General features: G+C 62.8%; 16 protein-coding genes. 10 read left to right on the forward strand and 6 right to left on the reverse strand.

What is annotated here, in order from left to right; all coding sequences use genetic code 11:
• Positions 1 to 108: 108 nt before the first annotated feature.
• The 5 genes from clpP (at position 109) to ACJJV2_RS04650 (ending at position 7286) form a co-directional block, all read left to right on the forward strand.
• Positions 109 to 729 carry an ATP-dependent Clp endopeptidase proteolytic subunit ClpP gene (gene clpP, locus ACJJV2_RS04630; RefSeq protein WP_043331300.1) on the forward strand — a complete coding sequence of 207 codons (621 nt, stop codon included), beginning with the start codon at positions 109 to 111 and terminating at the stop codon, positions 727 to 729.
• Positions 730 to 813: 84 nt separating this feature from the next.
• Positions 814 to 2103, forward strand: a complete 1290-nt coding sequence (gene clpX / locus ACJJV2_RS04635; protein ID WP_043331299.1) for an ATP-dependent Clp protease ATP-binding subunit ClpX — start codon at positions 814 to 816, stop codon at positions 2101 to 2103.
• Positions 2104 to 2335: 232 nt separating this feature from the next.
• On the forward strand, positions 2336 to 4744 hold the full coding sequence (gene lon, locus ACJJV2_RS04640) for an endopeptidase La (RefSeq protein WP_043331298.1): 2409 nt from the start codon (positions 2336 to 2338) through the stop codon (positions 4742 to 4744).
• A gap of 177 nt (positions 4745 to 4921) precedes the next feature.
• The gene (locus ACJJV2_RS04645) at positions 4922 to 5194 is read left to right on the forward strand and encodes an HU family DNA-binding protein (RefSeq protein ID WP_043331296.1); all 273 of its coding nucleotides are present in this window, start codon (positions 4922 to 4924) and stop codon (positions 5192 to 5194) included.
• Between the two features lie 277 nt (positions 5195 to 5471).
• On the forward strand, positions 5472 to 7286 hold the full coding sequence (locus ACJJV2_RS04650; RefSeq protein ID WP_405278573.1) for a SurA N-terminal domain-containing protein: 1815 nt from the start codon (positions 5472 to 5474) through the stop codon (positions 7284 to 7286).
• A gap of 199 nt (positions 7287 to 7485) precedes the next feature.
• Here ACJJV2_RS04650 and ACJJV2_RS04655 read toward each other — a convergent pair whose 3' ends face one another.
• Entirely contained in the window at positions 7486 to 8442 is a 957-nt protein-coding gene (locus tag ACJJV2_RS04655; protein ID WP_052384231.1) for a LysR family transcriptional regulator, read from the reverse strand.
• Positions 8443 to 8706: 264 nt separating this feature from the next.
• On the opposite strand from ACJJV2_RS04655, the gene ACJJV2_RS04660 reads away from it, so the two are divergent.
• The 3 genes from ACJJV2_RS04660 to ACJJV2_RS04670 all read left to right on the forward strand — a co-directional run bounded on the left by ACJJV2_RS04660 (position 8707) and on the right by ACJJV2_RS04670 (position 12722).
• On the forward strand, positions 8707 to 9705 hold the full coding sequence (locus ACJJV2_RS04660; protein WP_405278576.1) for an NADP-dependent oxidoreductase: 999 nt from the start codon (positions 8707 to 8709) through the stop codon (positions 9703 to 9705).
• A gap of 407 nt (positions 9706 to 10112) precedes the next feature.
• Positions 10113 to 11264: an iron-containing alcohol dehydrogenase gene (locus ACJJV2_RS04665; RefSeq protein WP_405278578.1), complete on the forward strand. Its 1152-nt coding sequence runs from the start codon at positions 10113 to 10115 to the stop codon at positions 11262 to 11264.
• 225 nt (positions 11265 to 11489) lie between these two features.
• Positions 11490 to 12722 (forward strand): CobW family GTP-binding protein, encoded by a 1233-nt coding sequence (locus tag ACJJV2_RS04670; protein ID WP_405278580.1) that lies wholly within the window; start codon positions 11490 to 11492, stop codon positions 12720 to 12722.
• Positions 12723 to 12751: 29 nt separating this feature from the next.
• Here the strand turns inward: ACJJV2_RS04670 and ACJJV2_RS04675 are convergent, their stop codons facing one another.
• From ACJJV2_RS04675 to queC, 4 genes are read right to left on the reverse strand one after another with little or no spacing between them, the layout of a single operon-like run.
• Positions 12752 to 13039, reverse strand: a complete 288-nt coding sequence (locus ACJJV2_RS04675) for a YkgJ family cysteine cluster protein (RefSeq protein ID WP_405278582.1) — start codon at positions 13037 to 13039, stop codon at positions 12752 to 12754.
• The gene (locus tag ACJJV2_RS04680; protein WP_279839370.1) at positions 13036 to 13935 is read right to left on the reverse strand and encodes a 6-carboxytetrahydropterin synthase; all 900 of its coding nucleotides are present in this window, start codon (positions 13933 to 13935) and stop codon (positions 13036 to 13038) included. Before ACJJV2_RS04680 ends, ACJJV2_RS04675 begins: the two co-directional genes overlap by 4 nt.
• 8 nt (positions 13936 to 13943) lie before the next feature.
• Positions 13944 to 14636 carry a 7-carboxy-7-deazaguanine synthase gene (gene queE, locus ACJJV2_RS04685; RefSeq protein WP_107336280.1) on the reverse strand — a complete coding sequence of 231 codons (693 nt, stop codon included), beginning with the start codon at positions 14634 to 14636 and terminating at the stop codon, positions 13944 to 13946.
• The gene (gene queC, locus ACJJV2_RS04690) at positions 14636 to 15379 is read right to left on the reverse strand and encodes a 7-cyano-7-deazaguanine synthase QueC (RefSeq protein ID WP_405278585.1); all 744 of its coding nucleotides are present in this window, start codon (positions 15377 to 15379) and stop codon (positions 14636 to 14638) included. Before queC ends, queE begins: the two co-directional genes overlap by 1 nt.
• 733 nt (positions 15380 to 16112) lie before the next feature.
• On the opposite strand from queC, the gene ACJJV2_RS04695 reads away from it, so the two are divergent.
• Positions 16113 to 17840, forward strand: coding sequence for a bifunctional diguanylate cyclase/phosphodiesterase (locus ACJJV2_RS04695; RefSeq protein ID WP_215823231.1), 1728 nt, complete (start codon positions 16113 to 16115; stop codon positions 17838 to 17840).
• A gap of 206 nt (positions 17841 to 18046) precedes the next feature.
• On the opposite strand, the gene ACJJV2_RS04700 is transcribed toward ACJJV2_RS04695, so the two are convergent.
• Complete coding sequence (locus tag ACJJV2_RS04700; protein WP_043331288.1) at positions 18047 to 19009, reverse strand: LysR family transcriptional regulator; 963 nt, start codon at positions 19007 to 19009, stop codon at positions 18047 to 18049.
• A 374-nt stretch (positions 19010 to 19383) separates the two neighbouring features.
• On the opposite strand from ACJJV2_RS04700, the gene ACJJV2_RS04705 reads away from it, so the two are divergent.
• Positions 19384 to 20793, forward strand: coding sequence for an MATE family efflux transporter (locus ACJJV2_RS04705; RefSeq protein WP_405278588.1), 1410 nt, complete (start codon positions 19384 to 19386; stop codon positions 20791 to 20793).
• The last annotated feature ends 360 nt before the right edge of the window (positions 20794 to 21153 follow it).

Here is a 21153-nt window from a genome sequence, read left to right on the forward strand (position 1 = left end):
CTAGTGCTTGCTAGACCAGGACCCGGCTACGGCCGGGTCTCTGGTCAGTGGGCGGGGTAAAGTGGCATGCTCAATGGATATCAATGTCATCGGATGAAGGAAGCCCCCATGAACGACTTCGACATCAAGAATGCTGGCGGTCTGGTTCCGATGGTTGTCGAGCAGAATGCTCGCGGCGAACGGGCCTATGACATCTATTCCCGCCTGCTGAAGGAACGGGTGATCTTCCTTGTGGGTCCGGTTGAGGATTACATGGCCAATCTGGTCGTGGCTCAGCTGTTGTTCCTCGAGTCTGAAAACCCGGACAAGGACATCCATCTGTACATCAACTCGCCGGGTGGCTCCGTGACTGCAGGGATGGCGATCTACGACACCATGCAGTTCATCAAGCCCGACGTGTCCACCGTGTGCATCGGCCAGGCAGCCAGCATGGGTGCCTTGCTGCTGGCAGGCGGTGCCGCCGGCAAGCGCTACGCGCTGCCGAATTCCCGCGTCATGATCCACCAGCCGCTGGGCGGCTATCAGGGTCAGGCCACGGATATCGAGATTCACACCAAGGAAATCCTGACCATCCGTGAGAAGCTCAATCGCATTCTCGCGCACCACACTGGCCAGGACTTCGACACCATTGCCAATGATACCGACCGTGACAACTTCATGGCGGCCAATCAGGCAGTGGAGTACGGCCTGATCGATGCCGTGCTGGAACGCCGTCCCGACGTGGAGTGATCCGCGTAAACGGCTGACCTGACGTCGGCAAACATGCATTTCCGGCGGCTCCCCGGGGAGTCGCCGCCATTGAGAGGTACGCGAATGGCTGACGGCAAAGGCAAGGACGAGAACGGCAAACTGCTGTACTGCTCCTTCTGTGGCAAGAACCAGAATGAAGTGCGCAAGCTGATCGCGGGACCTTCCGTCTACATCTGCGACGAATGTGTCGATCTGTGCAATGACATCATTCGCGAAGAGGTCCTCGAAGCCGACGCCGAAGGTGATGATGATCGCCTGCCGGCGCCGCGTGAGATTCGTTCCACTCTCGACGATTACGTGATCGGCCAGGATCGCGCCAAGCGTGTGCTGTCCGTGGCGGTGTACAACCACTACAAGCGTCTGCGTGCCGGTCAGAAGGCCGCGGATGAAGTGGAACTGGGCAAGTCCAATATCCTGCTCATCGGCCCGACCGGTAGCGGCAAGACGCTGCTGGCCGAGACGCTGGCGCGCCTGTTGAACGTCCCGTTCACCATCGCGGATGCGACCACCCTGACCGAAGCGGGCTATGTCGGTGAGGACGTCGAGAACATCATCCAGAAGCTGCTGCAGAAATGCGATTACGATGTCGAGAAGGCCGAGCGTGGCATTGTCTACATCGATGAGATCGACAAGATCTCGCGCAAGTCCGACAACCCCTCCATCACGCGTGATGTCTCGGGTGAAGGCGTGCAGCAGGCACTGCTCAAGCTGATCGAGGGCACCACTGCCTCGGTGCCGCCGCAGGGCGGTCGCAAGCACCCTCAGCAGGAATTCCTGCAGGTGAATACCGGCAACATCCTGTTCATCGTCGGCGGTGCTTTCGCCGGGCTGGACAAGGTGATCCGCGAACGCGCCGAGAAGGGCGGCATCGGCTTCAATGCCGAGGTCAAGAGCAAGCAGGACGAGAAGACCGTGGGTCGCGTGCTGGCAGACGTCGAGCCGGGTGATCTGGTCAAGTTCGGTCTCATTCCCGAGTTCGTTGGCCGCCTGCCGGTCATCGCGACACTGACCGAGCTGGACGAAGATGCCCTGGTGCAGATTCTGACCGAGCCGAAGAACTCGCTGGTCAAGCAGTACTCGCGCCTGTTCGAGATGGAAGATGTCGAGCTGGACCTGCGTGAAGATGCGCTGCGTGCCGTGGCTCGCAAGGCCATCGAGCGTCGTACCGGCGCACGTGGTCTGCGCTCGATCCTCGAGTCCGTGCTGCTCGACACCATGTATGACATCCCGTCCGAGGAGAGTGTCAGCAAGGTGGTGGTGGATGAGTCGGTGATTGCCGGCGACAGCAAGCCGCTGCTGATCTACTCCAAGAACGAAGAGAGTCAGGGCAAGGTGGCCGGCAAGGACGGCTGAAACGTCCGGGCCTGAGTCGCACCAACGGGGGGCCGCAAGGCCCCCCGTTGCGTTTGCGCTCGCAAGCCATCCTTACTGTGATGCATTCGCGGGTCACGCACGGCTTCATTCAGCGTTGAGTTACCGCCAGGCGTGTCGGGATCATTGCAAAATCATGACCTTGCCCCCATGGTCTCAGTATCAAAGTGCCGTGTGAGGCGGCCCACCCACAGAATACCGAGGAACGTCTGCCATGGAGCAGAACGAAGATCAGACCCTGACACTTCCGCTGCTGCCGCTGCGGGATGTGGTGGTCTATCCCCAGATGGTGATTCCGCTGTTCGTCGGCCGGGAAAAGTCGATCCAGGCCCTCGAAGTGGCCATGGAAGGCGACAAGAAGATCCTGCTTGCGGCGCAGCGTGAAGCCAGCCAGGACGACCCGACGGCGGAAGACCTGTTCGCCATCGGCACCGTTGCCGACATCATGCAGCTGCTCAAACTCCCCGATGGCACCGTCAAGGTGCTGATCGAGGGCAGCTCGCGCGCCGATATCCAGGCGATTCGCCTGCACGACGACGGCCACAGCATCGCCGACGTCGCCCTGCGTGACAGCCAGCCGCTGTCCGAGCGAGAGCAGGAAACCTTGGTGCGCGTGCTGCTCAACCAGTTCGAGCAGTATGTGAAGCTTTCCAAGAAGGTGCCCAACGAAGTGCTGGGCAGCCTGCAGGGCATTGAAGACCCGAGCCGTCTGGTGGACACCATCAGCGCGCATCTGTCGCTGGGCATCAATGACAAGCAGGCGCTGCTTGAGATGGACAAGGTGCGTGACCGCATTGAGCACCTGATGACGCTGATCGAAGCGGAGATCGACCTGTTGCAGGTCGAGAAGCGCATTCGTACCCGCGTCAAGGAGCAGATGGAGAAGTCGCAGCGCGAGTACTACCTCAATGAGCAGATGAAGGCCATCCAGAAGGAAATGGGTGAGCTGGATGACGTGCCCAACGAGGTCGAGCAGTACGAGCGTCGCATCAAGGACGCCGGCATGCCGAAGGAGGCAGAGGAGAAGGCCACTCAGGAGCTCAACAAGCTCAAGATGATGGGGCCGACTTCCGCCGAGGCGACCGTGGTGCGCACCTATCTGGACTGGCTGTGCGACGTGCCGTGGAAGAAGCGCACGCGTGTGCGTCATGACATCGACCACGCCGCCAAGGTGCTGGACGAGGACCACTACGGTCTGGATGAGGTCAAGGAACGCATCCTCGAGTATCTCGCCGTGCAGAAGCGCGTCAAGAAGCTCAAGGGGCCGGTGCTGTGTCTGGTCGGTCCGCCGGGTGTCGGCAAGACCTCGCTGGGCAAGTCCATTGCACGTGCCACCAACCGTCAGTACACCCGTATGGCGCTGGGCGGTGTGCGCGATGAGTCCGAGATCCGCGGTCACCGCCGCACCTATATCGGGGCACTGCCGGGCAAGATCATCCAGCGCATGGCCAAGACGGGCGTGAAGAATCCGCTGGTGCTGCTCGACGAGATCGACAAGCTGGGCATGGACCACCGCGGTGATCCGGCCTCGGCGCTGCTTGAGGTGCTGGACCCGGAGCAGAACGACAAGTTCGCCGATCACTACCTCGAGCTTGATTACGATCTGTCCGAGACCCTGTTCATCTGTACGTCCAACTCGATGAACATTCCGGGTCCGCTGCGTGACCGCATGGAAATCATCCGTCTGCCGGGTTACACCGAAGACGAGAAGCTGGCCATCGCGATGCGCTACCTGGCGCCCAAGCAGCTCAAGGCCAATGGTCTGAAGCCGGGCGAGCTGACCTTCAGCGAAGCCTCCGTGCTCGAGCTGATCCGTTACTACTCGCGTGAAGCCGGCGTGCGTGAACTTGAGCGCCAGCTCGCCAAGGTCTGCCGCAAGATCGTGCGTGAGCGTGTGGTCGCCGAGGCCAAGGAGGGTGCACTGTCCTCCATGCACCTTGAGGCCGAGCAGGTCGAGCGCTACGCGGGTGTGCGCAAGTACAGCTTCGGCCTCGCCGATGCCGAGGACCAGATCGGCCGTGTCACTGGCCTGGCCTGGACCTCCGTCGGCGGTGAGCTTCTGACCATCGAATCTGTCGTCACACCGGGCAAGGGCCGTGTCAGCAAGACCGGGTCACTGGGCGACGTCATGAAGGAATCGGTGAGTGCGGCGCACACCGTGGTGCGTGCGCGTGCCGAGGCCTTCGGTATCGAGGCTGAGCGCTTCGAGAAGGAAGACCTGCACATTCACGTGCCGGAAGGCGCCACGCCCAAGGATGGCCCCAGTGCGGGCGCTGCCATGGTTACCGCGATGGTATCCGCTTACTGTGGACGCCCCGTGCGCTGTGACGTGGCAATGACCGGTGAGGTCAACCTGCGCGGCGAAGTCATGCCGATCGGTGGCCTCAAGGAGAAATTGCTGGCGGCGCGACGCGGTGGTATAAAGCTTGTGCTGATTCCCGAGGAAAATCGCCGTGACCTCAAGGAGGTTCCGGACACCATCAAGGATGCACTCGATATTCGGCCGGTGCGCTGGATCGACGAAGTGCTTGAGGTGGCTCTAGCAGAAAAGTCTACTGCTGAGAAGGACGATTCTCGTTCAGACGATGCCAGTGGTCGTCAGACAATGATCAGTACACATTGACGGGATTTTTTTGGCCATGCCGCTGTCGAAACGGCGGCGTGGTGCGGTTTTGCGCGTGAGGTTGCTTGACAGTCGTTTGAGGGCGTTGCTATAAACTCCGCTTCGTCGCGATCGCGTTTAGCACCCGTAATTTTCGCGCTGATTTCTGGTAATTTTTGCAAATTCAAGGGGTGAAGAGTGAATAAATCCGAGCTGATCGAAGCCATTGCTGCATCTGCCGATATTCCGAAAGCAGCAGCTAGCCGTGCACTCGATGCGATGGTCGACACCGTCACTGATAGCCTGAAGAAGGGTGAGACCGTGGCACTGGTCGGGTTCGGCACCTTTATTGTCAAGGAACGTGCTGCACGTACTGGCCGTAACCCGCAGACTGGCGCTCCGATCGAGATCAGTGCTGCCAAGGTGCCGAGCTTCAAGGCTGGCAAGGCACTGAAAGACGCCGTCAACTGAGGCCTGCCTGCTTCGCAGGCACCCGGTGGCGCGGTACCGGTTCGGGAGTGGTCTGATGACTGCCGAACCGGCACCAGAACATCGAAGCGCATCGCCTGGCGATGCGCTTTTTTTGTGGCTGAACCCGGCCATGTCGGCAGGGCGCAAGCGTTCGATGACCCTGGCGAGTCAGTCAGTCGTGCAAAGTCACCTGCATCTGTCTGCGGCATGCGTATAATCATCAGTCACTGAGTCGCGGCCCTTGTGGCCATTCCAATCCCTGTAGTTCGAGGCCTGCATGCTGCAACGAATTCGAGACCGGTCGCATGGCTGGGTGGCCAAGACGATCGTTGGTTTCATTGTCGTCACCTTTGCCTTCTTTGGTGTTGAGTCGATCATTGGCGCCTTCACTGCCAGCAGTGACGACGTGGCCACGGTCAATGGCGATACCATCAGCCGTCAGGCGGTGGAAACCGAAGTCCAGCGTGCCATCCGTTCTGGCCAGGTAGCGCCGGAACAGGAGCGCGAAGCACGCAATCAGATCATCAACCAGATGATCGATTCCCGCCTGCTGGATCAATACGCCGAGGAAGGCGGCCTGCACATGTCCGATGCGCAGCTCGATCAACTGATCGTGAGCATTCCGGACTTCCAGGACGACAAGGGACGCTTCGATGCCGACCTGTTCCGCAATCGTCTGGCCAGCGCCGGCTATTCTCCCACCTCCTTCCGCCAGCAGCTGAGCAGCGACACCCTGCGCCAGCAGTTGACCGACGGCTTCGCCGCCAGTGCCTTCGTGCTGCCGGGCGAAGAAGAGAAGCTCAGCCAGCTGCAGCGTCAGACGCGCACCTTCCGCTATGCCACGCTGAGCAGTGCGGACCTCGATGCGCCGGTGACGGTCAGCGAAGACGAGCTCAAGGCCTGGTATGACAGCCACCAGGACAACTACCGTCGCCCGGCACAGGTCAAGCTGGCCTACGTGCTGCTGGACCAGAACGAACTGGCAAGCGGTGGCGATATCAGCGAAGACACGCTGAAGGCCGAATATGCGGCCAAGCGTGCCGATGCGCCGCGGGAAATCGCGCACATCATGGTCGAGAAGGGTGACGATGATGCGGCGGCACGTGCCAAGCTCGAGGGCGCACGTGACGCACTCGCCAATGGCGAAGACTTCGCCAAGGTGGCGGCCGAGGTCTCCGAAGACAGCTCCACGGCCGAGGACGGCGGTGAGCTTGGCGTGATCACCCGCGGTATCTTCGGTGAGGACTTCGATGACGCGGCCTTCGCACTGGATGAAGGTCAGGTCTCGGATATCGTCGATACCGGCGACAGCCTGCACCTGATCAAGGTGACCGGTCTGGACATCGCGCCCTTCGAGGACATGCGCGACGAGCTGCTGACGCAAGCCCGTCAGGCCGCTTCCCGCGATACCTTCAACGAGAAGGCGCAGCAGCTGAAGGATGAGAGCTTCGCGGCGGATGATCTAGCCAGCGTCGCTGAGGATCTGGACCTGCCGCTGAAGAAGACCGACTGGGTCGCGCAGGAAAATGATGACGAACTGCTGTCCGAGCCGGGTGTGATGGCGGCAGCCTTCGGTGACGAAGTGCTGGAAGAGGGCTACAACAGTGACGTCATCGAACTGGACGACAGCCGCCGTCTGGTGCTGCGCGTTCTCGAGCAGCGTCCGGCCACCACGCTGGCACTGGATGAGGTCAAGCAGCAGGTTCAGCGCGAAGCCAAGGCCGACAAGACTGCCAAGGCACTCGAAGCACTGGCCGAGAAGCGTCTGGAGACCCTGCGTCAGGGTGGATCACTCGAGGGGATCGACTGGCAGCAGGCTGACGACGTCAGCCGTCAGGCCAGCACCCAGCTGCCGCAGAGTCTGGTCAAGCAGGCCTTCACGTTGGCGCACCCGCAAGATGGCCAGCCGGTCTACGGCAAGGCGTCGCTCAGTGGTGGCATCGCGCTGATCGCCCTGACCGAGATCGGCGAGGCCGAGCCGGGCGAGATGGACCAGTTCCTCTCGCGTCTGGCCACGCGTCTGCGTGCTCAGGCCGCTGTCACGGGCCTGCAGGAATCTCTGCGTGAGCGTGCCGAGATCGAGCGCAACTGATCGAGCGCAAATGAGCCAGGCAACTGGCGTGGGCAGCTTTCCCTGCCAATGAGACCGTCACCCCTTGGGGTGGCGGTCTTTTTTTGGTTCAAGCCATTGGGTTCAGGCCTTTGGGTCAAGCCTCGCAGGCTCAGGTATCGAAGCTCAGGCCGCGAGGCTACGTGCGGGTGTGGCGTCAGGTCACGAGTCATGTATCAAGTCACGAGCCCAGCCGCTGACGCAGGCGCTGGGAGAGTTCGCGGTGACGGGCCTGAATGCCCGTGGAGAGCGTCTGGCGCAGCCAGCGGTGGCCGGCGTCATGATGCAGGCGTTCGTGCCACACCAGCCAGTAGGAGAAGCGGTTGAGGGTGATGGGCAGCGGACGCAGGGCCAGCGGCAGCTGATCGAGCATGCTGATGGCCAGACAGCCCGGCACGCACAGCAGCAGGTCGCTGTGGCAGCTGACACTGAAGGCGGCCAGAAAATGGGGCTGGCGCATGACGACCTGACGACTCAAGCCCAGTTCCGCCAGCTTGAGGTCCACCGCGCCTCGCTCATCACCGCCCATGCTGATCAATTGGTGACTGGCGGCGAGGAAGTCCTCCAGGCTCAAGGTCTCTTTCGCTGCCAGCGGATGGTCCTTGCGCATCACGCAGACGAACTGGTCATCCCCGATCTCGCGACCATGCACGCCGGCCGGCACTCTGGCGGTGGGCACGCACATCGCAAGCTCCGGCCCGCCTTCTTCCAGCTGCTGTTCGACATTGCCGCCATAGGCCTGGATATCCAGACGGATGCCGGGCGCCTGCTCGTGCAGCGGGGCGATCTGGGGCGCCACGAAGGCGTGCATGCCGTAATCGGTGGTGGCCAGCTGAAAGCGACGTTGGCTATCTTCCGGCGAGAACTCGGGCGGCGCCAACAGGGCGCCCAGCTCCTGCAGCAGGCGGGCGAGGGGCTGCCTGAGGGCCTCTGCGCGTGCGGTGGGGCGCAGACCGCGTTGCGCGCGCACGAACAGGGGGTCATCAAAGGCCTCGCGCAGCCGGCCCAGGGTGCGGGACACCGCAGGCTGGCTCAGGTTGAGGCGCTCAGCGGCCCGCGACACGCTGCGGGTTTCCAGCAGCGCATGCAGCGCGACCAGCGTATTGAGATCATGGCGGGCAAGTTCAGCCAGGTGCATGGCAAGCGGTTCCCGGTAGCGAGGCGGCCCAGTCACTGGGATGAAAGTGTGCAGTTTCAACCGCACATGATATCAGTCTCATGCATACCGGGATTCAGTTTCTGTCATTGGTGTGATATCGGGAGCGCGCGTAATCTGGGAGCACTTCGTCGCCGAGCAACGCTTGCGGCGGCCAGTCGTCACAGGGTTGAGGCTACGGGCCAGCGGCCTGATGACGATTCTGATCACATGTCGTTTGACCAGATCATTCGCAAGGAGCATTGCATGCAGACACGCTATTACACGATCACTGACTATCCGAAAGGCACCCCGGAACGCGATCTGTTCCAGTTGCGTGAGGAAGAGCTGAGCGAGCTCGGCGAAGGCGAGGTGCGCATTCGCAACAGCTGGCTGTCCGTGGATCCCTACATGCGTGGCCGCATGAGCGGCGTGAAGACCTATATCGACCCCTTCGAGCTCAATGAGCCGCTGCAGGGCGCAGCCGTCGGTGAAGTGATCGAGTCACGTGACTCTCGCTTCAAGAGCGGCGACAAGGTACGTCACATGGGCGGCTGGCGTGACATCGCGCAGCTCTCTGGTGACCAGGTCGAGCCGCTGCCGAGCATCGAGGTGCCGGAGCAGGCTTACCTGGGCGTGCTGGGCATGCCGGGCATGACCGCCTGGACCGGTCTCAACATCATCGCCGAGATGAAAGAGGGCGATAACGTGCTGGTCAGCGCGGCCTCCGGTGCGGTCGGCTCGCTCGCCGTCCAGCTGGCCAAGGCCAAGGGCGGCACTGTCGTCGGCATCGCCGGCAGCCAGGAAAAGCTCGATTGGCTGGAAGCGCGGGGCGTCAAGGCGGTCAGCTACAAGGGCAAGGATGCCGAGCAGCTGACGAAGGCGCTCAAGGAAGCCTGCCCGGACGGCTTCGATGTCTACTATGAGAATGTCGGCGGTGATTGCCTGGTGGCGGCGCTGAACAACCTGAATGTCGGCGCACGCATCGCCGTCTGCGGCATGATCTCCAGCTACAACGATACCGAGGCGGCACCTGGCCCCTCGAACATCTCGATGATCCTGATCCGACGCGCGCGCATGCAGGGATTCATCGTCTTCGATCACTGGCAGAACTACAGCCGCTTCCTCGAAGAGGTAGGGCCGCAGGTCGCCAAGGGCGATATCGACTACGAAGAGACGGTGGAAGAAGGGCTCGAGCAGACGCCGGACGCCTTCCTCAAGCTGTTCTCGGGTGCCAACAAGGGCAAGATGCTGGTGCGTCTGTGATCTGAGTGCTGAGTGCTGAGAGCTGCGACAGCATTGCTGAAGATCCTGACTGAAGACCCGAACACCTGACGCCTCGCGTACGCGCGCTGCTCAGGCACTTACGAAAGGCTCGCTGCGGCGGGCCTTTTGCGTGGGTGGCCAGGCGTTGTTCATCACACATTACTGGTCATCACGAATTACTGGTCGTCAGGATTGGTGATTCACAAGAACCAAAGACGTGCGCACTGCTCTCTACTTTCGTCGTAGATGCTGCTCTAGAATGTGCGCAACATTCGTGGGGTGGTGACGTCTTCATTTCGTTTTCGTGTCACCAGGCCCTCACGCGACACCCTGTGTCAGGTGGCGCCTGATCATGGCGGCGTTCTGCATTGCCGCCGTGCCGCCCCTGACTCTGCGAGGAGAGCATCATGCAGGACTTTACCTATCAGAACCCGACCCGCGTGCACTTCGGTGCCGGCCAGATCGCCAAGGTGCGTGACGAGATTCCGGCGGATGCCCGCGTGCTGGTCACCTACGGTGGCGGGTCGATCAAGCGCAACGGCGTGATGGATCAGATCGAAGCCGCGCTGGAAGGCCGTCAGTGGTGGAGCTTCGGCGGCATCGAGCCGAATCCGAGCTATCACACCTTGCTCGAAGCTCTGAAAGTCATCAAGCGAGAGAAGATCGATTATCTACTGGCGGTCGGAGGTGGCAGCGTCGCCGATGGCAGCAAGTTCCTCGCGCTCGCCGCCTGTCATGCCGGTGATCCGTGGGAGATTCTTGCCGAGGGCAAGCACCCCGAGACGGCGCTGCCGCTGGGCGTGGTGCTGACATTGCCGGCCACGGGCTCCGAGTCCAATGGCAACGCCGTGGTCACCAACTACGAGACCCACGACAAGCTGCCGATGTTCAGCGAGCTGGCCTATCCGCGCTTCGCGGTGCTGGACCCGGCCACCACCCTGACCCTGCCGGAGCGTCAGAGCGTGAATGGCGTCGTCGATGCCTTCATCCACGTCAGCGAGCAGTACCTGACCTATCCGGTCAATGCGCCGGTGCAGGACCGCTTCTCCGAAGGGCTGCTGATGACGCTGATCGAGGAAGGCCCCAAGGTGCTGAGCCAGCCGGATGATCTGGCCGTGCGCGCCAACATCATGTGGGCCGCCAACCTGGGCCTCAACGGCCTGATCGGACGTGGCGTGCCGCAGGACTGGGCCACCCACATGATCGGTCACGAGATCACCGCACTGCACGGTGTCGATCATGGTCGCACCCTGACCATCGTGATGCCGGCGCTGTGGGAGGAGCTGTTCGAGGCCAAGCGTGCCAAGCTGGCGCAATACGGTCGCCGCGTCTGGGCGCTGGAGGGCGATGAGGAGAGCGTCGCGCGCGCCGCCATCGACAAGACCCGTGAGTTCTTCACTCGTCTGGGTGCGCCGGTGTCGTTGAGCGAAGCCGGTATCAGTGCCGACAGCATCGATCAGCTGGTCGACAACCTGACCCGTCACGGCTTCACCGCCATCGGTGAGCACGGCGATATCACGCCGGACGTGGCGCGTCGTATCCTGACCCGCGCTGCCTGATCGCACGCGTCAGTCAGGGCCGAGTGTCAGCCTCAAACCCCTCGTCACCTCTGGTGGCGAGGGGTTTTGCGTATCTCCCTCCTTGTCTCCCCCCTTGCCGCAGCTTGCCGTCCGTCAGATCGCGTCACTCCAAAAGGCCGGATTCACTTGACGAGACTTCGTCGTCGGCCGGTTTTTGTTACTCTATAACTTTTTGCACGCCCTTCACCTTGCGGAGATTTCAGCATGTCTGTGGCTTCACGCGGCGCCAGGAGCGGCGACGCCCCGACGAGTCCGGTTCCGATTCCGGTGCATCTGATCACCGGCTTTCTGGGAACAGGCAAGAGCAGTTTCATCCAGGCATTGGTCGCGGCCAAGCCGGCGGATGAACACTGGGCGATCCTGGTCAATGAGTTCGGTCAGGTGGGGATCGATCAGGCACTGTTTGCCGGGCGTGAGGATGTCAGCGTCAAGGGGCTGCCCGGCGGGTGTCTGTGCTGCCAGCTGGCCTTCGTGCTGCAGGCGGGGCTGGTCAGCCTGATCCATCAGACGCGTCCTGATCGTCTGATCATCGAACCTTCGGGGCTGGGCCATCCTGCGGGGCTGATCGATGTACTGCGCAGCGAAGGGCTGGCCTCGGCGCTTGCGCTTGAGGAAGTCATCACCCTGCTGGACCCGCGCGCACTGGACGATACCCGCACTCGCGAACACGGCACCTTCCAGGATCAGCTGACGCTGGCGGGCGGCGTCGTCCTCAGCAAGCGTGATCTGGCGAGTGAGCAGCAGCTGGCGGCCGCGCATGAGTTTCTGGCGGGGATGTGGCCGCGCAAGCGCTGGGTCGGTGAGCTGGGTAGAGCCGAGGGCGAAAGCCAGTCGACGCAGGCCCGCATGGCCGGGCAGGAGGTCGCGCTGATCGATTGGCTGCTGTCAGCAGAACGCACGCCTCAGCGCCAGGGCGGCGGGCACGTAAGCGCAGCGCGTGTAGACCAGCCCGAGATCAGCATGCCGGCCGCCCATCGCGCTGCGCGGGATAGGGCGCGTCTGGCGCAGGCCAGTGAAGAACCGTCCGCCTCAGGCGCGATGCCGCTGCCCGGCGCACCGGTGATCGAACAGGCCGAGGGGCTTGAGCATGCCAGCCTGGGCTGGCGAATCGCCGCAAGCGAGGTCTTCGATCTCGATCAGCTGACCCAGTGGCTGGATGGCTTGCCGCGCGAGTGGCGCATCAAGGGCGTCTTTCACACCCAGGATGGTTGGCGCAGCTATAACCGCGCCAATGGGCGTGCCGAGCTTGCGCCGTCCAGTTGGCGCGAGGATTCGCGGCTTGAGCTGATTGCACCGCTGGACGGGCAGGAGCAGAAGCAGGAGCAGGAAGGGATGGTGGCTGCGTTGCCGCTTGAGGATTCCCGTCAGTTGAATGCGGCCTTGCTGGCCTGTCGCAGCGACGGCGCCGCCAGGCCCTTCAACTTCTTCGGCGAGTAAGCTGAGGCGTATGCCTCAGGAAGCGCTACTTACGTCAGGCGCTCCCACTCGCCGATCAGGCGCAGGGCCTCTTCGCGGGAATCGCCACACAGCTCGTAATCGAAATCGAAGTCGCCGCACACCGCCGGACGCTGCGGCGTGCCGAACAGCTTGCACAGATTGTCGTCATCCAGCTGCACGCAACGCACCCCCGCCGGCTTGCCATTGGGCATGCCGGGAATCGGGCTCGAGATCGAGGGGGCGATGCAGCAGCCGCCGCAACCGGCACGACAGCCGGGAGCGGCAGCTTCTGCAGAAAGGGCGGCAGTCTGCGTCATGAGGTAGCGGACGTGTCTTCGTGCTCGGGGAGGACGAGAGGCTCACGCGCCGTCTGCGGGGTATGCCGCGCGATGGCGCCCTTGTTGATGCCCTCATAGGCTTCGACGCGGATGCTGTCACCGCTGTCGAGGGCGATCTGGCGCGCCAGCCAGTCGGCGATCCACTCGATGGTGGTCGGTGTCGGCAGCAGCCAGACCTGCTTGCGCGGCAGGCGGATGCGGAACCTGCCCTGCGGCGCCTCATAGCTGAATACCAGCTCACGCCCCGGGCGGTCGATCAGATCGCCTTCCTCGGCCAGATAGCGGTCGTTGAGCTTCTCGGCCCACTCGGCTTCGAGCGCAGTGTCCCGCACACCATTGCGCTCGATGATCAGCGGAGAGCGATGCCCATGCGCGATACGCTGGCAGTTGCCACTGTGATGACGCAGGCCATGACTGTAGGTGTAGGCGGCGCCGTCGATGGTCTCGTCTCGCAGACGCACGCGCAGCGCCTCGACGCGCGGTGGCAGGCGGCGAGTCAGCAGCTTCTCGAAGTGATTGGCCAGTACCTCGGTGGTGACCTCGGCTACCGGCAGCAGGCAGAAGGCCTGACGCGGGCCGCGCACTTCCATGGCATAGGGCTGGGTGAAGCGCAGGCACAGTCCTTCCGGGCAGTCCGTGACGCTCACGCCTTCGGCCTGACTGGGCACGATCAGGGTGTGATCGGCGTCCTGATCGATCATGCGCTTGGCCCACGGCTTGACGTCGCCGAAGTCGAACAGCATGCCGTCATGGCCGACGGCACCGTCCAGCTCCAGATCCAGATGCTGGCTGATGCCGTACAGGCCGCGGGTATTGCTCCACACCGAGGCATCCACCGCGGTGAGGGCCCTGACGAACAGGGTCTTGGGAGTCATTGCGGTCATCAATCGATACCACTGATCTTGTGAGTCTGCAGCGAGAGCTGCCACTGGGGATTGCGCATGCAGTAGCTGACGCACTGGTTCATCGGCGTGTCGGACGCCAGCACCTCGCGGTAATGCTCGCGGGCCGCGGCAGGCGCGGGCAGGGCGTCGAGGGCGGCGGTATCCAGTGGCTGCAGATAGAAGTGTGCGAAGTCAAGGCTGACGAAGCGCTCCGGCAGGGCCTCCGGCTGCGGGTAGACGAGCTTGAGCTCATCGCCGCCGGTGAGGACCAGCTCGCTGGCGCCCTTGGGGCTCACACATAGCCAGTCGATGCCGGCAGGCGGCTCGACGGTGCCGTTGGTCTCCACCGCGATCTCGAAGCCGCGGGCGTGCATCGCGTCCACCAGCTCACTGTCGAGCTGCAACAGCGGCTCACCGCCGGTGAAGACCACATAGGGCGTGGCGATGCCGGTGTGCTCCGGCCACAGGCTGGCCAAAAAGTCCGCCAGCGCGTTTGCGGTGCGGAACTTGCCGCCATTCTGGCCGTTGGTGCCGACGAAATCGGTGTCGCAGAAGCGGCAGACCGAGGTGTCGCGGTCCTGCTCGCGGCCACTCCACAGATTGCAGCCGGCAAAGCGGCAGAACACGCTGGCGCGCCCTGCGCGAGCACCTTCGCCCTGCAGGGTGTAGAACGCTTCCTTTACCGTATACATCAGAGAGTGCCTGCGCCCTTGGCCGAGTCGGTCGTTTCGTAACCGAGCGGATCGCGCAGCCCATGGGCGGCGAAGGCCTCGAGACGCTCACGGCAGCTGCCGCATTCCCCGCAGGCCAGTTCGCGGCCTTCGTAGCAGGTCCAGGTCTGGGCGTAATCGAGCTGCATGGCGATGCCGGCGGCAAGAATCTCGTCCTTGCTCGCGTGCAGGAAGGGCGCGCGAATCTCCACCGGCGAGAAGTTGGCGATCGCGGCGACGGCGTTCATCTTGTCGACGAACTCCGGACGGCAATCCGGGTAGAGCACGTGATCGCCACCGTGGGCACCATAGAAGCAGACCTCGGCCTCGATGTTGACGGCCTTGGCGATGGCCAGTGACAGCAGGATCATGTTGCGGTTGGGCACCACGGTCGAGGTCATGGAGGCCTCGTCGTAGTCGGCCTTGGGCATCGCCTGGTCACTGTTGGTCAGCGCGGAGTTGTCGATCAGGCCATGGATGGCGCGAATGTCGACGACTTCGTGGGCGACGCCCAGCGACTCGCAGACCTGGCGTGCGACGTCGAGCTCACGCGAGTGACGTTGGCCATAATGGAAGGAGAGGGCGTGTACCTCGAAGCCTTCCTTCAGCGCCTGGTGCAGGACAGTGTAGGAGTCCATGCCACCGGAGTAGATGACGACGGCGCGGGGGCGCTCTGCAGAGGAGGCAGAAGCGGGTACAGCGGAATTCTGGACGTTGAGAGTCATGACGGAGAATTTCTTTGACCGATGGATTCGGCGCCCGGGATCCGGTCCGGGCGAAACGGGCGCCTATCCTACTCTTCCGCACGCCTTGATGCCACTCGTGCACTGGTGCGGGGCGCGGATACGCCGCCTGTCGCCAGGTTCTGAGGCGGCCACGGTAGCCAAGCGTTGAGTCGGCGAGAAAATAGCCTTGGTACCCGCACCACAGGCTGGCATAGACTCGGAGTATTAGCGAAGCGTAGAGAGAGTCGTCTGCGTGCTGCACGCTTGTCCACCTAGTGCTTCGCCTGATGGCACGCACTTCGGGATGACGGGTTGAGGAGCAGGTCGAGGAGCCGGTTGAGTGGCTTGCCGAATGGCTCTTGGAGTGGCTCTCGCAATGGCGCCTGGAGCAGCGCTTGACGTGACAGACGAAGCGGGACGCGTCTGGCGTTCAAAAGGGCGATCAGAAGAGACAAAGTGCAGCAGTCTGGCGCCTGGTGATGTCCATTGGAGGAGTAGCATGGGCGCCCGGGCCTTGCCGTACTAGTCATGCGGCCCGAGCCTTGCGGCAGCCAGCGGCCACAATGAAAGCAGGTGTAAGCAGATAAGCGCGAGAACAGCCGGAAGCGTGAATGACGTGTCATGTCCCGGCGGTGTTACCCGCGTTGCGCCAGCCAACGGCCAGCATCACTGGCGACAGGCGGCCCTTGCGGGGCATCAAGCCCCTTTCCTTATGACTGCAGGTGGAGTGAGCGTGCCTCTCGATATCTTGATCAAATTGCTGTCGTCCATCGAAGAGCCGTTATGGGTTCATGACCGCTTCGGCCAGCTCGCCTGGACGTCGCCGCGCGCTCGCAAGGAAGACAGGGTGCCGGAGCTGCCATCCCCGCTGCCCAAGCAGCCGGAGCCTTGTGGTATCAGCGGCCAGCCCGGCTTCTGGTTGATGGGCATCACCGGCGAGCTGGGGGAGTGGCTGCTGGTGCAGAAGGCCAATCTGCCGTGGCGCATGGCGATCTTCGATGCCGAGTGTCTGGTGGCCAACACCTGCGGTTGGCAGGAGCTGTTCGGCACCCAGCGGCCGCGTCTCGAACCGGTCAGCGAGCGGCGAGTTCGCCTCAAGGCGCCGTTCTCGGGGCTGGCGGAGGCTCGGGCGGCCGGGGTGGATGACAAGGTCTTGATCGCCCTGCGCCGCCTGCAGCCCATCAACCTGCTGTCGCGCGATCGCTTCAATGCCCAGATCGATGAACTGCTGCTGGAAGAAAGCGTCGACGGCAGCATCGATGGCGGCATCATCTATCTGTCGCTGACCCACCTGGAAATCATCAACTCGGCGCACGGTGCCGAGCGTATCGATCCGCTGCTGGAGCGGGTGGCAGAAGCCATGTCCCTGCAGTATCGCGACGCCCTGGTCTGCCGCCCCCTGGGCAATGCCTTCGCGCTGTTCTTCGTCGGGGATGAGGCCAGCCTGATCGCGCGAGCCAACGAGCTGTGCGAACGGCTGGTGATGCTGATGCGACTGGATGGCAAGGCCCTGCCGGTCACGGCGCGGGTCGGCATCAGTCTGGCGCCGCAGCACGCGCGGCGTGCCCATCGCCTGATGCATCTGGCCGAACTCGCCATGTTGCACGGGGAATACGATGACATCGATGTCTGCGGCCCCCTGCATGTGTTCTCGCCCGGCGCGCACATGCAGCACCTCAACGACTATCGCCTGACCAGTGACCTGCGCGAGCATCTCGAAGAGCTGGATCTCGCCTTCCAGCCCCAGTTCGACCTCGCCAGTGGCGAGGCAGTCGGCGTCGAGGTGCTGGTGCGCTGGGACCACCCCGAGCTTGGCACCATCGGGCCGGGACGCTTCATCCCGCTGGCGGAGCAATACGGCTTGATCGGCACCGTCGGCGCGCGGGTGATGGACACGGCCCTCTCGGCGACGCGTGACCTGGTGACGCCCAACGGCAAGCCATTGTCGGTGGCGATCAATGTCTCGGCTCAGGAGTTTCGTGACCCCGGCTTCCCCGAGCGTGTCTCGGAGGCTCTGGCGCGTCATGACTTCGCGCCGGAACGCCTGGAGCTGGAGATCACCGAATCCTCACGCGTGCCGGATCTCGATCGCGTCGTGGAGCGACTCACCGGCCTGATCGAACGCGGCGTGCGCCTGGCAATCGATGATTTCGGCACCGGCTTCGCGTCACTGCTCTACGTGCGCGACCTGCGTGCTTGCCGCCTCAAGGTCGATCAGCGCTTCGTCGGTAGCCTTGACCATGATGCCCGCGACCGCGCCATCGTCTCCCACGCGATCTCGCTGGCCGACAGCCTGGGCATGGAGGTGCTGGCGGAGGGTGTCGAGACCGCAGAGCAGGAGCGCCTGCTGGTCGAGATGGGTTGTCATCTGGTGCAGGGCTTCCGCTATGCACGGCCCAAGCGCCTGCCGGAGCTGGTCGAGTGGCTCAAGCGCAAGCCGTCGATCCATCCCTGCCCCTGAGTATTTCTTTTGAAGGGTGCTAGATGAAGGGGGCTGAAGTGAAAGGCGCTTGAAATGAAGGGGCCTGAAATGAAAGGGGCCTGAAATGAAAACGCCCGCCACGCAGTGACTCTGCATGGCGGGCGTTTTCATGCTGGGCATTCGGGTCTGGCAGTGGCCGCGGGAGGTGATGGCGTGCGTTCAGACTCGAGAGCCGTGGCGACGTCTCATTCGCTGCAACCGCTACCGTAGCCGTACATGTTCTCGAAGCCCGGAATGCGCTGCTCCCAGACGGGCGGCGTGCCGACGACCTCCTGCAGGCAATCGCTGAAGCGACGCGTCTTCTGCGGCAGGTACTGGCGGTGCGGGTAGACCAGGTGGATCGAAGGCAGTGGCTTCATCGGCACGTTGGTCAACAGCGGCACCAGCTCACCATTCAGGATCTCGTCCTTGATGTTGATCGCGGACACCATGCCATAGCAGGCACCCGACTTGATGGCGCCGATCAGCACGTCGGCATCATTGACCTTGAGGCGCGAATCCAGCGCCACCTTTTCCTCGACACCGCTCTCGGTGCAGACGCGCAGGCGATCGAGAATGAAGCCATCGCGGGAATACACCGCTGCCGGCAGGCCAGACAGATCGGCGGGGGTCTGGGGCATGCCGTGACGCTCGATGAAGGCCGGCGAGGCGCAGATCAGGTGACGGTGTGCAGCCAGCGGACGCGCGATCAGGTTGGAGTCTTCCAGCTCCGACATGCGAATGGCCAGGTCATAACCGCCGCCGATCAGGTCGGTCAGGTGGTCTTCCAGGCGCACTTCCACCTGGGTGTCCGGGTAGCGCTCCATGTACAGGCGCACAGCCTGGGCGACATAGGTGCGCCCGAAGTGGCTCGGGCTGGTGATCTTCAGGATGCCACGCGGGCCATCCTGATAGGCGCCGGCCACATCATCGGTATCTTCCAGCACTTCACGCAGACGCAGTGCGTGCTGATGGATCTCGCGCCCCGCATCCGTCAGGGCCAGCGAGCGAGTCGAGCGATTGAACAGGCGAATCTGCAGTTCTTCTTCCAGACGGCTGATCTGCTTGGAGACCACCGAGCGGTTGACCTGACGATGGTCAGCCGCCTTGGAAAAACTCTGTGCTTCTACCACATCGAGAAACAGCAACAAACGGGATGCTTTATCCACGGTCTGACCTCTCGTGATGCCATGGGGAGGGGAACACTCTGCCAGCCATCCGTGAGGCAGTCAGTGCATATAAAGCGACGGTCCAACTTCGGTAGCAGTCGATAATCGGTGACATTGCATGGGTCATCATCACGAATCCAGGTGACGGAAATCCCTGACAAGGTGAGTTTATCACGGTCACTGTTTCCTCTAATACCACGCATCAACGCGTTTCTCGCTCTTCCTGTTGCCGACAATGCATCAAAGACATGTCCCACTGAGCCTATCTGGGGTCCGGCGAAATCCCTAGAATCATCCCTCCAGCGTCACGGAAGTGTTCCGACGCCTTATACCTTCATCCAACCAGCCATGCTCGACATGCTGGGAGTGAGTTCATGTCTTCTTCTATGTCCACTGACGCCTCTGCAACATCGACCCCGCCAACGTCGGAAACGCCGACGACGCGTGAGCTGATGTCACGCCTGTGGCGCAGCACCTTGCCGATGACACTCGGCATCATGGGATTGCTGGGCTTCAACCTGGTCGATGCCGCCTTCGTCTCGCACCTGGGCACCGCGCCGCTGGCCGCGCAATCCTTCACCTTCCCGCTGACCTTTTTGATCATCGGGGTGCAGGTCGGCATGGGCATCGCGATCGCCGCGATCGTCTCGCGGACCCTGGGCGCCGAGGATGAGGCGCGTGCCCGGCGCCTGGGCGGTGTGGTGCTGCTGGGATCCGGTGTGTTGATGGCACTGCTGATGCTGCTGTTGTGGGGCATCAGGGTGCCGGCCTTCGAGTTGCTGGGGGCCAATGCCACTGAAATGACGCTGATCGAGGTCTATTGGGGCCCATCGCTGATCGCCAGCTGGCTGGGGGCCATGGCCTATGTGCTCTACAGCCTGTTCCGCGCCCACGGCGACACGCGTCTGCCGGGCGAGATGATGCTGCTGACCAGTGTCTTCAACCTGGTGCTGGACCCGCTGCTGATCTTCGGCGCGGGGCCGCTGCCCGGCTTCGGTCTGGCGGGCGCTGCCTGGGCGACCGTACTCTCCTTCGGGGCCGGGCTTGCCATCACGGCATTCAAGCTCTCGCGCCGCGACTGGATGGAATATCGCGGCCTGTGGGCCGAATGGCAGGCCTCGCGCCGTCAGCTGGCGGGGATCGCGATACCCGCGATTCTGTGCCAGATGATGCCGGCGCTCTCCGCGATGCTGGTCACCGCCATCGTCGCGGGACTGGGCCAGACGGAGGTGGCCGCCTGGGGGATCGCCTCACGCCTGGAAACCTTCTCGCTGATCGTGGTGCTGGCCCTGACCATGTCGCTGCCGCCGTGGCTCGGGCGCTGCTATGGCGCCGGCCGTTGGCAGGAAATTCGCCGCCTGATGAACCTGGCCGCCCGCGTGGTGGTGATCTGGCAGCTGGTGCTGGGCATCATCGCCGCAGTGCTGGCGACACCGCTGGCCTATGTGCTGGTGGGCAGTGACGAGGTCTCGGCGGCGCTGGCGGTCCTGTTGCCGTGGATGTTGCCCAGCTACTCCTTCCTCGGCATCTGCATGCTGGTCGTGTCGGCTGCCAACGCGCTGGGGTGGCCGCTGCGTGCCACGGCGCTCTCCTTCGTGCGGCTCTTCATCTGCTTCATGCCGGCGGTATGGCTGGGGGCACATCTGGATGGGCTGCGCGGTGTCGCCATCGGCTCGGCGATCGGCAACCTGCTGGCGGGTGTGGTGGCATGGCGCGTCTATCGTCAGGCCCTGGGCGACCGTGGCAAGTCAGTGCGTCGCCATGCCTATGTCGCGACGACCTGATCGCCCGGGCCCTCATGGCGTCCAGCACGAGCGCTCCCTTGAGGTGTCAGGTGCTATTCAGAAGATTCTGTCCGGAAGGTCCTGCTGGAGACCCAGCCAGTAGACCTTGCCAGAAGCCCCGTCAGCAGTCCCGCTGAGAAGCACCGAAAGCGGCCATCCCAAAAATGGCCGCTTTTTTGTTTTTTATCACTGCCATGACACGAAATTTACCTGCTTATTTTCTGATATAGGGTCTCATAACAGAATATTAACCGTGGTTTGCGCCTCTATACTGGATGCATTCAGGCCAAGCCACTGTGAGTCGCCTTGTCGACCGGTGTTGGCCTTCATCGTCTTTATTCGCTGCCGAGTGCGCGAATA

This window comes from Cobetia sp. Ld8 (assembly GCF_045066615.1).
Lineage (GTDB): Bacteria > Pseudomonadota > Gammaproteobacteria > Pseudomonadales > Halomonadaceae > Cobetia > Cobetia amphilecti.